This is a genomic window from Sphingomonas aquatilis (assembly GCF_014196115.1).
GTDB lineage: Bacteria > Pseudomonadota > Alphaproteobacteria > Sphingomonadales > Sphingomonadaceae > Sphingomonas > Sphingomonas aquatilis.
In genome coordinates this window covers 475,789-489,395 of the sequence record NZ_JACIDB010000001.1, presented here as the reverse complement: position 1 = coordinate 489,395, position 13,607 = coordinate 475,789, and the positions used below count along the sequence as shown (strand labels likewise).

14 protein-coding genes are annotated in these 13,607 nt (G+C 67.7%); 11 read left to right on the top strand and 3 right to left on the bottom strand.

The genetic code is table 11. The annotated features are described in order from the left end of the window. Window positions 1–41: 41 nt before the first annotated feature. Window positions 42–707, bottom strand: coding sequence for a nitroreductase (locus GGR47_RS02270; protein ID WP_147037335.1), 666 nt, complete (start codon window positions 705–707; stop codon window positions 42–44). A 74-nt stretch (window positions 708–781) separates the two neighbouring features. Between GGR47_RS02270 and GGR47_RS02265 the strand changes: the two genes are divergently transcribed. Further along, entirely contained in the window at window positions 782–1,951 is a 1,170-nt protein-coding gene (locus tag GGR47_RS02265) for an acetyl-CoA C-acetyltransferase (protein ID WP_147037336.1), read from the top strand. 228 nt (window positions 1,952–2,179) lie between these two features. Beyond that, entirely contained in the window at window positions 2,180–2,962 is a 783-nt protein-coding gene (locus tag GGR47_RS02260) for an SDR family NAD(P)-dependent oxidoreductase (protein ID WP_063687804.1), read from the top strand. Between the two features lie 142 nt (window positions 2,963–3,104). Here the strand turns inward: GGR47_RS02260 and GGR47_RS02255 are convergent, their stop codons facing one another. Next, a complete protein-coding gene (locus tag GGR47_RS02255; protein ID WP_147037333.1) occupies window positions 3,105–3,884 on the bottom strand; it encodes a crotonase/enoyl-CoA hydratase family protein in 780 nt (259 codons plus the stop codon). A gap of 171 nt (window positions 3,885–4,055) precedes the next feature. Here GGR47_RS02255 and GGR47_RS02250 point away from each other — a divergent pair, with 171 nt between their 5' ends. Together GGR47_RS02250 and GGR47_RS02245 are read left to right on the top strand one after the other, a co-directional pair. Beyond that, a complete protein-coding gene (locus tag GGR47_RS02250; protein WP_147037334.1) occupies window positions 4,056–4,481 on the top strand; it encodes a PaaI family thioesterase in 426 nt (141 codons plus the stop codon). Beyond that, on the top strand, window positions 4,478–4,873 hold the full coding sequence (locus GGR47_RS02245; RefSeq protein WP_017977703.1) for a PaaI family thioesterase: 396 nt from the start codon (window positions 4,478–4,480) through the stop codon (window positions 4,871–4,873). The genes GGR47_RS02250 and GGR47_RS02245 overlap by 4 nt, the downstream gene beginning before the upstream one ends. Window positions 4,874–5,033: 160 nt before the next feature. On the opposite strand, the gene GGR47_RS02240 is transcribed toward GGR47_RS02245, so the two are convergent. Beyond that, window positions 5,034–6,173, bottom strand: a complete 1,140-nt coding sequence (locus GGR47_RS02240) for a PQQ-dependent sugar dehydrogenase (RefSeq protein ID WP_043059733.1) — start codon at window positions 6,171–6,173, stop codon at window positions 5,034–5,036. A 173-nt stretch (window positions 6,174–6,346) separates the two neighbouring features. Here GGR47_RS02240 and rimP point away from each other — a divergent pair, with 173 nt between their 5' ends. The 7 genes from rimP to GGR47_RS02205 all read left to right on the top strand — a co-directional run bounded on the left by rimP (window position 6,347) and on the right by GGR47_RS02205 (window position 13,571). Further along, window positions 6,347–6,916 (top strand): ribosome maturation protein RimP, encoded by a 570-nt coding sequence (gene rimP, locus GGR47_RS02235; protein ID WP_043059732.1) that lies wholly within the window; start codon window positions 6,347–6,349, stop codon window positions 6,914–6,916. Window position 6,917: 1 nt separating this feature from the next. After that, window positions 6,918–8,537 (top strand): transcription termination factor NusA, encoded by a 1,620-nt coding sequence (gene nusA / locus GGR47_RS02230; protein WP_147037375.1) that lies wholly within the window; start codon window positions 6,918–6,920, stop codon window positions 8,535–8,537. Beyond that, window positions 8,537–8,767 (top strand): tautomerase family protein, encoded by a 231-nt coding sequence (locus tag GGR47_RS02225; protein ID WP_017977699.1) that lies wholly within the window; start codon window positions 8,537–8,539, stop codon window positions 8,765–8,767. Before nusA ends, GGR47_RS02225 begins: the two co-directional genes overlap by 1 nt. A 129-nt stretch (window positions 8,768–8,896) precedes the next feature. Beyond that, window positions 8,897–9,619, top strand: a complete 723-nt coding sequence (locus tag GGR47_RS02220; protein WP_147037374.1) for a DUF448 domain-containing protein — start codon at window positions 8,897–8,899, stop codon at window positions 9,617–9,619. Beyond that, window positions 9,616–12,465, top strand: coding sequence for a translation initiation factor IF-2 (gene infB, locus GGR47_RS02215; protein ID WP_183949416.1), 2,850 nt, complete (start codon window positions 9,616–9,618; stop codon window positions 12,463–12,465). The genes GGR47_RS02220 and infB overlap by 4 nt, the downstream gene beginning before the upstream one ends. 151 nt (window positions 12,466–12,616) lie before the next feature. Further along, window positions 12,617–13,006 carry a 30S ribosome-binding factor RbfA gene (gene rbfA, locus GGR47_RS02210; RefSeq protein WP_147037203.1) on the top strand — a complete coding sequence of 130 codons (390 nt, stop codon included), beginning with the start codon at window positions 12,617–12,619 and terminating at the stop codon, window positions 13,004–13,006. 4 nt (window positions 13,007–13,010) lie between these two features. Then, complete coding sequence (locus GGR47_RS02205) at window positions 13,011–13,571, top strand: cysteine hydrolase family protein (RefSeq protein ID WP_167509785.1); 561 nt, start codon at window positions 13,011–13,013, stop codon at window positions 13,569–13,571. The last annotated feature ends 36 nt before the right edge of the window (window positions 13,572–13,607 follow it).

Below are 13,607 nucleotides of genomic sequence, written 5' to 3'. Positions count from 1 at the left end.
AAGCGGGACCCCGGATCAAGTCCGGGGTGACGTAGATCCCCTTACGCCACCACGCTCAGCCACTCCCCCACCGGTGCCCGCTCGCTGCGTAGCGCGTTGACCGGCGCGTCCGTATCCTCGAACCCGATCGCCACGCCGCAAAACAGCATCCGGCCCTCGGGCAATTCCAGAAACCGCCCCACCGTCTCGGGATACATCGCCCAGCATTCCTGCGGGCAGGTCGCCAGCCCCGCCTCAACCGCGAGCAGCATCAGCGTTTGAAGATACATGCCGAGGTCCGACCATTGCGGCGGCCCCATGCGCCGGTCCACCGAGCAGAAATACGCCGCCGGTGCCCCGAAGAAGCGATAATTGGCGGCGAACCAGCGCCGGCGTCCTGCCTTATCCTCCCGCGGAATGCCGATCCGATCGTACAGCGCCTCACCCACCGCGAAGCGCCGGCCGCGCCACGGATCATCGAGCTCCGGCGGATAGATGGCGTATTGCGGCGTCTCGCTCGCCCCGCTCGCCAGTCGATCGGCCATGATGGCTTTCAGCCGCGCCATCGCGTCGCCCTGGACGATCTGCACGTGCCACGGTTGAAGGTTGCCGCCCGAGGGCGCCCGCGCCGCCGCCTCGGCAAGGTCACGCAACTGCGCCAGCGGCACCGGCGTATCGAGGAATCCGCGCGCCGATCGTCGTGCCGCCACCGCCTGTCGAACGTCCATGGTCACCCTCTTGCGCTTTGCCATGGATTACGCGACACATCGCCACAATAACAAGAGTTATGGAGAGCGAAGCGATGGCGGAGGCCTATATCGTCCAAGCGGTGCGGACCGCGGGCGGACGGCGCGGCGGGCGGCTGGCAGGCTGGCACCCGGCGGACATGGCGGGGGCGACGCTCGACGCGATCGTCGGGCGGAGCGGCATCGATCCCGCCGCGATCGAGGACGTCATCATGGGCTGCGTCAGCCAGGGCGGCGAGCAGAGCTTCCAGGTCGGGCGTGGCGCGGTGCTCGCCTCGTCGCTGCCGACCAGCGTGCCCGCCGTCACGATCGACCGCCAGTGCGGATCGTCGCAACAGGCGATCCAGTTCGCCGCGCAGGCGGTGATGAGCGGGACGCAGGACGTCGTGATCGCCGCCGGCGTCGAAAGCATGACGCGCGTGCCGATGGGCTCGACCGGCGCGCTGTTCGCGCAAGCCGGCCTCGGCAAGGCGAAAAGCCCGCGGCAGGAGGCGCGCTTCCCCGGCGTGCAGTTCAGCCAGTTCATGGGTGCCGAGATGATCGCGCGCAAATACGGCTTCGACCGCGCGCAGCTCGACGCCTATGCGCTCGAAAGCCACCGCCGCGCTGCTGCGGCGACCGAGGCCGGCGCCTTCGCCGACGAGATCGTCGGGCTGGAGGTGGAGACGCCCGAGGGAACGGTGATCCACGACCGCGACGAGGGCATCCGCTACGACGCGACGCCGGAAAGCATCGGCGCGGTGAAGCTGTTGCAGGAGGGCGGCTCGATCACCGCCGCCAACGCCAGCCAGATCTGTGACGGCGCGAGCGCGGTGATGGTGGTGAGCGAGGCAGCGCTGAAGGCGCATGGCCTGACGCCGCTGGCCCGCATCCACAATCTGACCGTCACCGGCGGCGATCCCGTCGTGATGCTGGAGGAGCCGTTGTTCGCCACCGACCGCGCCTTGCAGCGCGCCGGGATGCGGATCGACGACATCGACCTGTACGAGGTGAACGAGGCGTTCGCGCCGGTGCCACTCGCCTGGTTGCAGCATACCGGCGGCGATCCGGCGAAGCTCAACGTCAACGGCGGGGCGATCGCGCTCGGCCATCCGCTCGGCGCGTCGGGCACGAAGCTGATGGCGACGCTGGTCCATGCGCTGCACGCACGCGGCGGGCGGTACGGCTTGCAGACAATGTGCGAAGGCGGCGGCATCGCCAACGTCACGATCATCGAGCGACTGTAACCCAGTCCTCCCCCGCCAGGGGGAGGGGGACCGTTCGGCGTCAGCCGAATGGTGGAGGGGGCGGACGGCGGTACGTTCCGTAACGAAAGGCGCCCCCGCCCTCCCCCTCCGTCAGCTGCGCTGCCACCGTGCGAGGTCGATCATGCCCCCGGCATGATCTTGAACGGCCGGGGGCCGTTCATCCTCACACGCCCTGGCGGGGGAGGACTCAATAGGAAGGGGACCATCATGCATATCACGAACACCACCGCCGCGGTCGTCACCGGCGGCGCATCCGGCCTCGGCGCGGCCACCGCACGCGCGTTAGCGGCAAAGGGCGCGAAAGTCGCGATCTTCGACCTGCAACGCGAGAAGGGCGAGGCGCTCGCCGCGGAGATCGGCGGGATCTTCTGCGAAGTGAACGTCACCAGCGACGACAGCGTCGATGCGGGGTTCGCCAGGGCACGCGAGGCACATGGGCAGGAATCGGTGCTGGTCTGCTGCGCCGGCACGGGCAATGCGGTGAAGACCGCCAGCCGATCAAAGGAAGACGGCAGCATCAAGCATTTCCCGTTGCAGGCGTTCGACTGGCTCATCCAGATCAATTTGGTCGGCACGTTCCGCTGCGTGGCCAAGTCCGCGGCGGGCATGCTGACGCTGGAACCGGGCGAGCATAACGAACGCGGTGCGATCGTGATGACCGCCAGCGTCGCGGCGGAGGACGGCCAGATCGGCCAGGCGGCCTATTCCGCGTCGAAGGGCGGCGTCGTCGGCATGACGCTCCCCATTGCGCGTGACCTGATGGGCGAAGGCATTCGCGTGAACACGATCCTGCCCGGCATCTTCGACACGCCGCTGCTGCAAGGCGCGCCGCAGCCGGTGAAGGACGCGCTGGCGGCCAGCGTGCCGTTCCCGAAGCGGCTGGGCGATCCGGCGGAATATGCGCACCTCGCCATGACGTTGATCGAGAACGGCTATTTCAACGGCGAGGATATCCGGCTCGACGGCGGTATCCGTATGGCGCCGCGGTAATCGTCAACCCCTCCGTCACCCCGGACTTGTTCCGGGGTCCACCGGGCCGCAAGGGGATGACAAGAGGCTCGAGCCGTCCCCCTTGCCGCCCGGTGGACCCCGGACCAAGTCCGGGGTGACGAGGAAGGAGAAGCCCCCCCCCTCAATCCACGAACACCGGCGCCCGCTTGCCCATGTTCGCGGCGACCGCCTCCATCATATTGGGCTTGCCGATCACCTTCAGCTGTTCGGCCGTCTCGGCCTCCAGCATCGCGCGCGGGTCGGCGTCGTGCGCCATGTTGAGCAGGCGCTTCGCCCCGCGGATCGCATGCGGGCTGCGCCCGGCGATCTCGCGCGCCAGCGCCATGGCGGCTTCGTAAGGGTCGTCCGCCAGCCGCGTGACGAAGCCGTGGTGCAGCGCCTCTGCCGCATCGAATTCGCGCGCGGTATAGACCAGCTCGCGCAGCACGTCGTCGCGCACCAGCCCGCGCCAGACCGGGAAGCCCGCCATGTCGGGCACCAGCCCCCAATGCGTCTCGCGGATCGCGAAGCGCGTGTCGGGCGCGGCGATGCGGATGCAGGCACCCGACATGATCTGGAAGCCGCCGCCGAACGCGACGCCATGCACCGCGGCGATCACCGGCATCGGCAGCTGCCGCCAGCCCCAGGTGACGTGCTGCGGCAGAATGCTGCCCTGGTCGTTGCGCGCGATTCCCGTGCCGGACCCGCCGCGCGCCATGCTCGCCATGTCGAGGCCAGCGCAGAACCCCCGCCCCTCACCCGACAGCACGACGCATCGCACGTCGGTGCGATCGTGCAGCGCGTCGATCGCCGCGCCGATGGCTTCGAACATCGCAGGATCGATCGCATTCATCTTGTCGGCCCGCGTCAGGCGGACGTCGGCGATGCCGTCGGTAATGGTCGTGGTGACGCGGTCGTTCATGGCTCTCTCCCAAATCCTTCCCGTTCGCCCTGAGCCTGTCGAAGGGCAGGTGGCGGCCACCGTGCTTCGACAGGCTCAGCACGAACGGCGCGCAGATGCGTTCATGCTTTACCGCACGCTACCTGCTCGCCCCGCGTTGCGCCACCGGGCGCGGCGTGTAGAGACGGGTGTATGAGCGGTTTCAACTTAGAGGCGTTCATGGCGCATCGCTTCGGCGGCCATGGCGGCGCAGTGGGTATCACCTATCACGGCAGGGACGACGATTGGGTCGAGCTGGCCTTGCCCTACGATGCGCGGCTGATCGGCGATGTCGACGGCGGCGTCCTCGCGTCCGGCCCGATCATCGCGCTGATGGACATGGCGACCAGCGTCGCGGTCTGGATCAAGCGCGACAAGTTCGCAGCCCAGGCGACGCTGGACCTGCGCGTCGATTACCTGCGGCCCGCGGTGCCGGGGCGGACCGTGATCGGGCGCGGCGAATGCCTGAAGCTGACCCGCTCGATCGCCTTCGTCCGCGGCATCGCGTATGATGAAACGCCCGACGATCCGCTGGCGCATGTCGCCGGCACCTTCATGCTGATGGACCAGATGGCATGAACACGCAGCACGCTTTGCCGCCCTATGCCGAAATGCTCGGCGTGACGCTGGAGCCGCGCGACGGGGCCGCACCGCTGCTGGTTATGCCCTTCCGCAACGAAGTGCTCGGCCGCCCCGGCTTCCTGCACGGCGGGGCGATCTCGGGCCTGCTGGAGGTCGCGGCGATCGTGTCGTTGCAGCATGCGCTGGCCGAAGAGGGTGGCGGGCGGATCAAGCCCGTCAACGTCACCGTCGACTTCATGCGCGGCGGCCGCGACAAACCGACACACGCCGAAGGAATCGTGACGCGGCTGGGCACGCGCGTCGCGAATGTCGAGGCGATCGCCTGGCAGGACGACCGCGACAAGCCGATCGCGCACGCGCGGATGAACTATCTGGTGGTGCGGGACTGAGCCAATTCCTCCCTCGGCGCAGCCGGGGGAGGGGGACCGCGGCCGTCAGGCCGTGGTGGAGGGGGCGTTTCCGCAAACGCCACGCTCACCGTATCCTCCCCCTCCGTCACCGCTTCGCGGCGCCACCTCCCCCTGGCGGGGGAGGAATTATCTACGCCCCTTACCGCGGCGTCAGCCGGATCAGTCGCCCCTGCGACTCGCCGCCGTCCTCGATCACCCAGATCGCGCCGTCCGGCCCCTGTTCGACGTCACGGATCCGCGCGCCCATCGGCCATTGGTCGGCCTTCTTCGCAGTCTGCCCGTCGAGGTCGACGCGAACCAGCGACTTGGACGACAGGCCGCCGATGAAGGCATCGCCCTTCCACGCCGGGAAGAGGTTGCCCGAATAGATCATCAGGCCACCCGGAGAGATTACCGGGTTCCACCAGACCTTGGGCGGTTCGTAGCCGTCGCCGGGGCGGTGATCGGGAATGTCGCGGCCGTCGTAATGGCTGCCGTTCGATGCATTGGGCCAGCCATAGTTGCGCCCGGGCATGATGAGGTTCAGCTCGTCGCCGCCCTTCGGCCCCATCTCCTGCTCCCACAACCGCCCCTGCGCGTCGAACGCGATCCCGAGCAGGTTGCGGTGGCCATAGCTCCACACCTCCGGCGCGAAGCCCTTGGCGACCAGCGGATTGCCCGGCGCGGGCTTGCCGTCGAGCGTCAGGCGCAGCACCTTGCCCAGCGTCGCCTGCGGGTCCTGCGCCGGCGTGAACTTCTGTCGCTCGCCATTGGTGAAGAACAGGCTCTGGCCGTCGGGCGCAAAGGCGATGCGGCCCGAATAATGGCCGTTACCCTCGACGAAGGGCCGCGCCTGGAACAGCGCCTCGATCTCACCCAGCCGTTCGCTCGCCCCCTCGCCGCGCAACCGGCCGCGGGCGAGCACCACGCCCTTGCCGCCCTGACCGGCGGTCGAATAGCTGAAATAGATGCGCTTGCTGGTCGCGAAATCGGGCGCGGGCACCACGTCCATCAACCCGCCCTGCCCCGCCGAATCAACGGGCAACGTCGCGATCGTCTGGCGGCGCTTGCCGTCGGCGGACAGCAGGATCATCTGCCCGGCCTTTTCGGTGACGAGGATGCGATTGTCGGGCAGGAACGCCAGCGCCCAGGGCGAGACGAAATCGGCGACCACCGTCTCGCGGAACGGCTTGGCCGAGGGTGGCGTCTCACCGGCCTGCGCGCCCTCCCCGGTCGCGGGGGCGTTGCCCGAACAGGCGATCAGGGCCACCGGCAAGGCGGCGAGCAGGTGCAGGCGCATGAATGTCTCCCTTTTTATCGGTGCAGCGAACGCACGGGCCCGCACGATGGATGCTTGTTTCTATGCCGGCGCCGGCGTATATAGCCGCTGCCTTCTCTAACATCGTCAGGTGAAAGAGGCTGCGGGGGACCCCTTCCGCGGCGGCGAACACGCATATCTGTTTTGGAGCCCGCATGGCGGACATCGCCCTTCTGACCGCATTGATCGAACCCGAAGCCAAAGCGCTGGGTTTCGACCTCGTGCGCGTGAAGATGTTCGGCGGCAAATCCGACCCCACGCTCCAGATCATGGCCGAACGGCCCGACACCGGGCAGTTGACGATCGACGATTGCGCCGATCTGTCGCGCCGCATCTCGGACGTGCTCGACGCGCTGGAGGCCGAGGGCAAGGATCCGATCGAGGACGCCTATCGCCTCGAAGTGTCGTCGCCCGGCATCGACCGCCCGCTCACCCGCCCGCAGGATTACGTCAATTGGGCGGGGCATGAGGCGAAGGTGACGCTGGTCGAGAAGATCGACAACCGCAAGATCCTGACCGGCGATCTGGTCGGGATCGACGGCGACAAGGTCACGATCGACGTGCGCGGCTATCAGCCAATGACCGTCGGCCTAGACCAGATCCACGACGCGAAGCTGACGATCACCGATCGCCTGCTCGCCGCCACCGCGCCCCTCTCGAGCGAAGGCGCGGACGAATTCGAAGAAACAGACGACACCGACGCATCCAACGAAGGACAGCAGTAAGATGGCCACCGTCGCCACCGCCAACCGCGCGGAACTGATCGCGATCGCCAATTCGGTCGCATCGGAAAAGATGATCGACAAGAGCATCGTGATCGAGGCTCTTGAGGAAGCGATCCAGCGTGCGGCCAAGACCCGCTACGGCATCGAGAACGACATCCGCGCGAAGCTCGACCCGCAGACCGGCGACCTGCGCCTGTGGCGCGTCGTCGAGGTGGTCGAGGCGGTCGACGATTATTTCAAGCAGGTCGACGTCAATCAGGCGCAGAAGCTGCAGAAGGGCGCGACCGTCGGCGACTATATCGTCGATCCGCTGCCCCCGATCGAATTCGGCCGCATCCAGGCGCAGGCGAGCAAGCAGATCATCTTCCAGAAGGTCCGCGACGCCGAGCGCGAGCGCCAGTATGAAGAGTTCAAGGACCGCCAGGGCGAGATCATCACCGGCGTCGTCAAGCGCGTCGAGTTCGGCCACATCGTCGTCGACCTGGGCCGCGCGGAAGGCGTCATCCGCCGCGACCAGCAGATCCCGCGCGAAGTCGTCCGCGTCAACGACCGCATCCGGTCGCTGATCCTCAACGTCCGCCGCGAAAACCGCGGGCCGCAGATCTTCCTCAGCCGCGCGCACCCCGACTTCATGAAGAAGCTGTTCGCGCAGGAAGTGCCCGAAATCTACGACGGCATCATCACCATCCAGGCGGCGGCGCGCGACCCCGGTTCGCGCGCGAAGATCGGCGTCATCAGCCGCGATTCGTCGATCGACCCGGTCGGCGCCTGCGTGGGCATGAAGGGCAGCCGCGTCCAGGCCGTCGTGCAGGAAATGCAGGGCGAAAAGATCGACATCATCCCCTGGTCGCCCGACACCGCGACCTTCGTCGTCAACGCGTTGCAGCCCGCTTCGGTCAGCCGCGTCGTGATCGACGAGGAAGAGGACCGGATCGAGGTGGTCGTGCCCGACGACCAGCTCAGCCTCGCCATCGGTCGCCGCGGCCAGAACGTCCGCCTCGCCAGCCAGCTGACCGGCAAGGCGATCGACATCCTGACCGAAGCCGACGCGAGCGAAAAGCGCCAGAAGGAGTTCGTCCAGAATTCCGAGATGTTCCAGAACGAACTGGACGTCGACGAGACGCTGGCCCAGCTGCTGGTCGCCGAAGGCTTCGGCGCGCTGGAAGAGGTCGCCTATGTCGAGCTGGACGAACTGGCCGGCATCGAAGGCTTCGACGAGGACCTCGCGCAGGAGCTGCAGAGCCGTGCGCAGGAAGCGCTCGATCGCCGCGAGGCCGCGGCGCGTGACGAACGTCGTGCGCTGGGCGTCGAGGACGCGCTCGCCGACATGCCGTATCTGACCGAAGCGATGCTGGTCACGCTCGGCAAGGCGGGCATCAAGACGCTCGACGACCTCGCCGACCTCGCCACCGACGAACTGGTCGAGAAGAAGCGCGCCGAGCCGCGTCGCCGCAACGAGGACGCGCCCAAGCGCCCCGAGCCGAAGGGCGGCATCCTCGCCGAATACGGTCTCAGCGACGAGCAGGGCAACGAGATCATCATGGCCGCGCGCCAGCATTGGTTCGAGGACGAAGCGCCTGCGGCCGCCGATGCCGACGCGTCGGAGGGTGAGGAAGCCTGATGCCTTTCGTCTCGATCCGACTGGCCGGCTCCGCGACCAAGGAGCAGAAGGCAGGGGTCGTCGCGGACGTGACGGCCAGCCTCGTCACGCGCCTCGGCAAGAACCCCGCCGCGGTCCAGATCGTGATCGAGGAAGTGTCGACGGAGAATTACGGCGCCGGCGGTCAGCTGATCGCCGACCGCGATGCGCCCCAAGTGCGGGAGGACGCTGATGCGGTTCCCTCGCAATGAGACGCTAAGGCTTTACCACTCATGTCGTCACCCCGGCCTTGCGCCGGGGTCCCGCTTCTTGTCGCAGCGGAAAAGCGGGACCCCGGGTCAAGCCCGGGGTGACGGAGCGTTGTCGGGTAGGTGCACCGCATGACCGACCCCATCCGCAAATGCATTCTGACGCAGGACCGCGACGTCCGCGACAACCTCGTGCGACTCGCGATCGCGCCGGACGGGCAGGTGCTGCCCGACGTGCGTGCCAAGGCCCCCGGCCGCGGCGCGTGGATCGGCGTCACCCGCGCCGAATTGGACGAAGCGATCGCCAAGAAGCGCCTGCGCGGCGCGCTGGCCCGCGCGTTCAAGGGCGCGGAACTGGTCATCCCGGACGACCTGCCCGCGCGCATCGCCAACGCACTCGAACGCAACGCGCTCGACCGGCTCGGCCTCGAATCACGATCCGGCCTGCTGCTGACCGGCTCCGAAAAGATCGAGACGGCGGCACGATCGGGCCAGCTCCACGCGCTCTATCATGCTGCCGACGCCGGCACCGATGGCAACCGCAAGCTCGACCAGGCGTGGCGGATCGGATCGGATCGCGAAGGCTCTGCCGTCAGGGGCTTGGTATTGCCGGTCTCGCGCACCATATTGTCGTTGGCGCTGGGCCGCGAAAATGTGGTACACATCGCCCTGACCGACCGCGCTGCCGCCGCGCGGGTGAGCGACGCGCTCGACCGCTGGCTGCATTTTATCGGACCTGAACCCACTCCCGTGCCTTGCGAAACGGCCCCGCAAGGCGCATCGGCGCACCGGTTATCCGGCGCCGGACCCGGCGGGACGCGACCGGCCGTAGACGTGAACGAGGAATTTGAGTGAGCGACACCGACAACGATAAGCCGAAACTTGGCATGCGCGCGCCCTTGGGGCTGAAGCGCACGGTCGAGACCGGCCAGGTGAAGCAGAGCTTCAGCCATGGCCGGTCCAATACGGTGATCGTGGAAACGAAGAAGCGGCGCGTGCTGGGCCGCCCGGGCGAGGCACAGGCTGCGCCCGAGCAGCCGGTGCAGGCGCCCGTCGCCGCGCCGACGCCGGCTCCGGCGGCCCCCGCCCCGCGCCCGGCGCCGTCGAACGAGACGCCGCAGGAGCGCCAGGCCCGCATGCTGCGCGAGGCCGAAGACCAGCGCATGCACGCGCTGGAAGACGCGCGTCGCCGCGAAGAGGCCGCGCGTGCGCAGGCGCTTGAGGACGAACGCCAGCGTGCCGCCGAAAAGGCCGCCGCTGCTGCGGCCGCCGCAGCCGCGCCCCCGGCTGCGCCCGAGCCCACGCCCGCGCCGGAGCCGGTTGCACCTGCCGCAGCCGCTCCGGCAGCGCCTGCCGCGCCGACCGTGACCGTGCCGACCCCGGCCGGCCGTGGTTTCCGTCCGGTCGAGCGGCCCGTGCCGCCGACGCCGGTCGAGGAACCCGTCGCAGCGCCCGAACCGACGCCGGCTCCTACGCCTGCACCTGCGCCCGCTCCGGCCCCGGCTCCGGTGGTCGCGCAGCCTGCGCCGCGTCCGGCGGCACCCGCTCCGGCGCCTGCGCCGACGGTGGAATTGGGTCGCGACCCGTCGCTGCCCGCGCCGCGTCGCTTCTCGCCGGTTGCGCGTCCCGAAATCCCCAAGCCGCAGCCCAAGCCGGCGCCTGCGCCCGCCCCTGCGGCGGCTCCGGCCGCGAACGCTTCGGGTGGCGCGCCCGCCGGTGGCGTCAACCGCAACCTGCCCTCGGGTCAGGCCACGCCGCGCAACGCGCCGCCGAGCCGCCCGACGCAGCGCGACCGCAAGGGCGACGAGCGTCGCGGCGGCAAGCTGACCGTCAACCGCGCGCTGGGCGACGATGGTGCGCGCAGCCGCAGCCTCGCCGCGCTGAAGCGCGCGCGCGAAAAGGAAAAGCGTCACTTCGGCGGCCCGCGTGAAGCGCAGCCCAAGCAGGTCCGCGACGTGCAGGTGCCCGAGGCGATCACCGTCCAGGAACTCGCCAACCGTATGGCGGAAAAGGGCGCCGACCTCGTCAAGACGCTGTTCAAGATGGGCATGCCCGTCACGATGACGCAGACGATCGACCAGGATACGGCCGAGCTGCTCGTGACCGAATTCGGCCACAACATCGTCCGCGTCTCCGACAGCGACATCGATCTGGCGATCGACACGGTCGAGGATGCCGAGGAGGCGATGAAGCCGCGTCCCCCGGTCGTCACGATCATGGGTCACGTCGATCACGGCAAGACCAGCCTGCTCGACGCGCTGCGCGGCACCGACGTGGTGCGCGGCGAAGCCGGCGGCATCACGCAGCATATCGGCGCCTATCAGGTCACGCTGAAGGACAAGTCGAAGATCACCTTCCTCGACACGCCGGGCCACGAGGCGTTCACGCAGATGCGTGCGCGCGGCGCGGACGTCACGGATATCGTGGTGCTGGTGGTCGCGGCCGACGACGGGCTGATGCCGCAGACGATCGAGGCGATCAACCACACCAAGGCGGCCGGCGTGCCGATGATCGTGGCGATCAACAAGATCGACAAATATGAAGCCAATGCCCAGCGCGTGCGCGAGCGCCTGCTGGAGCATGAGGTGGTGGTTGAGGAAATGGGCGGCGACGTCCAGGACGTCGAAGTCTCCGCGCTCAAGAAGACCGGCCTCGACGAGCTGATCGAGAAGATTCAGCTGCAGGCCGAACTGCTCGAGCTGCGCGCCAACCCCGATCGCCCGGCCGAAGGCACGGTGATCGAGGCGAAGCTCGACAAGGGCCGCGGTCCGGTCGCGACGATCCTGGTCAACCGCGGCACGCTGAAGGTCGGCGACGTCTTCGTCATCGGCGCGGAAAGCGGCAAGGTTCGCGCCCTCGTCGACGACAAGGGCCGTCAGGTGAAGCAGGCGGATCCGGCGATGCCGGTCGAGGTGCTCGGCATCTCGGGCGTGCCGTCGGCGGGTGATCCGTTGCAGGTCGTCGAGAACGAGGCACGCGCCCGCGAGGTCGCCGAATATCGCCAGGGCGTGCTGACGCAGAAGCGCACCACCACCGCGCCGGCAAGCCTCGAGAGCATGTTCTCGGCGCTGAAGGCCAATGCGGCGAAGGAATATCCGCTCGTCGTCAAGGCCGACACGCAGGGCACCGTCGAGGCGATCGTCGCGTCGATTAACAAGATCTCGACCGACCTCATCAAGGCACGCGTGCTGCATTCGGGTGTCGGCGGCATCACCGAAAGCGACGTGACGCTGGCGGGTGCCAGCGGCGCGCCGATCATCGGCTTCAACGTCCGTGCCAATGCCAAGGCGCGCGAGATCGCCGATCGGCAGAAGGTGGCGCTCAAATATTACGACGTCATCTACGACCTGATCGACGAGATCCGGGCGGGCATGGCGGGCGAGCTCGGGCCGGAAGCGTTCGAAACCGTCGTCGGCCGTGCGGAAATCCGCGAGGTCTTCTCGGCGGGCAAGCACGGCAAGGCCGCGGGTCTGCTGGTCGTCGAAGGCGTCATCCGCAAGGCGCTCAAGGCCCGCATCACGCGCAACGACGTCATCATCTACCAGGGTGAGATCGCCAGCTTGCGCCGCTTCAAGGACGATGTCGCCGAGGTGCGTGCGGGTCTGGAATGCGGTGTGACGTTCACGCAGAACTTCACCGACATCAAGGCCGGCGACTTCCTCGAAACGTTCGAAGTCGAGATGCGCGAACGCACCCTCTAACCCTGACGTCCCTCTCCTTTTGGGAGAGGGAGGGAGCTGCCGCAGGCAGCGGAAGGGTGAGGGTGGCAATGGCACCGGCCGTCACCCTCACCCTCCCACCGCCTAACGGCGGCGGGCCCCTCCCTCTCCCGGCGGGAGAGGGGTTGGAGGCATGATGAACAAAGACCCCCAGGAAAAATCGGTTCGCACGCTGCGCGTCGGCGAACAGGTGCGCCACGTGCTGTCGGAGATCCTCCAGCGCGGCGACGTACACGACGAAACGCTGGCCAAGCACATGGTCAGCATCACCGAGGTGCGCATGTCGCCTGACCTGCGCCACGCGACCGTCTTCGTGAAGCCGCTGCTTGGGCGTGACGAGGAAGCGGTGCTGAAGGCGCTGCGCACCAACACCGCCTATCTGCAACGCGAAGTCGCGCACCGCATCCAGAACAAGTACGCCGCCAAGCTGAAATTCCTCGCGGACGAAAGCTTCGACGAGGGCAGCCACATCGACCAGCTGCTCCGCCGGCCCGAGGTGGCACGCGATCTGGGTGAGGATTGACGCCGTGACCACACCGGTGCTGCTGGTCATCGACGTTCTCAACGACTTTACCAAACAGCACTCGGATGCCGACCGCGCTTCGCTTATCGGCGGGATTAACGATCTGGCGCATACCGTGCGATCAGCGAATGGTCGCGTGATCTGGGTCCGACAGGAGTTCGCCCCTGATCTGAATGATGCCTTCTTGGGAATGCGTCTCCACAACGATCGCGTGACGATCGTTGGAACGGTCGGCGCGCAACTGGATGACGGCTTGCAGCCTGCCGAACAGGACACGATTATCGTCAAGAAGCGGTACAGCGCGTTTTTCGGCACCGAACTGGATGCCATCCTGCGCCGGCCGATCGACACGACCCTCATTATTTGTGGGCTGAACACCCACGCATGTGTCCGCACCTCTGTCATCGACGCCTATCAGCGCGATTACGATGTTGTTATCGCAACGGATGTGACGCGCTCCTACGATCAGCAACACCACCTCATCAGCTTACGCTACCTTGGCGCCCGCATCGCGCGATTGAAAACCAACGATGAAATCGCGAACATGCTGACGGTATCGCAATAGGAATCTGCCGTGAGCGCAAGCCGTCATTATATCCGC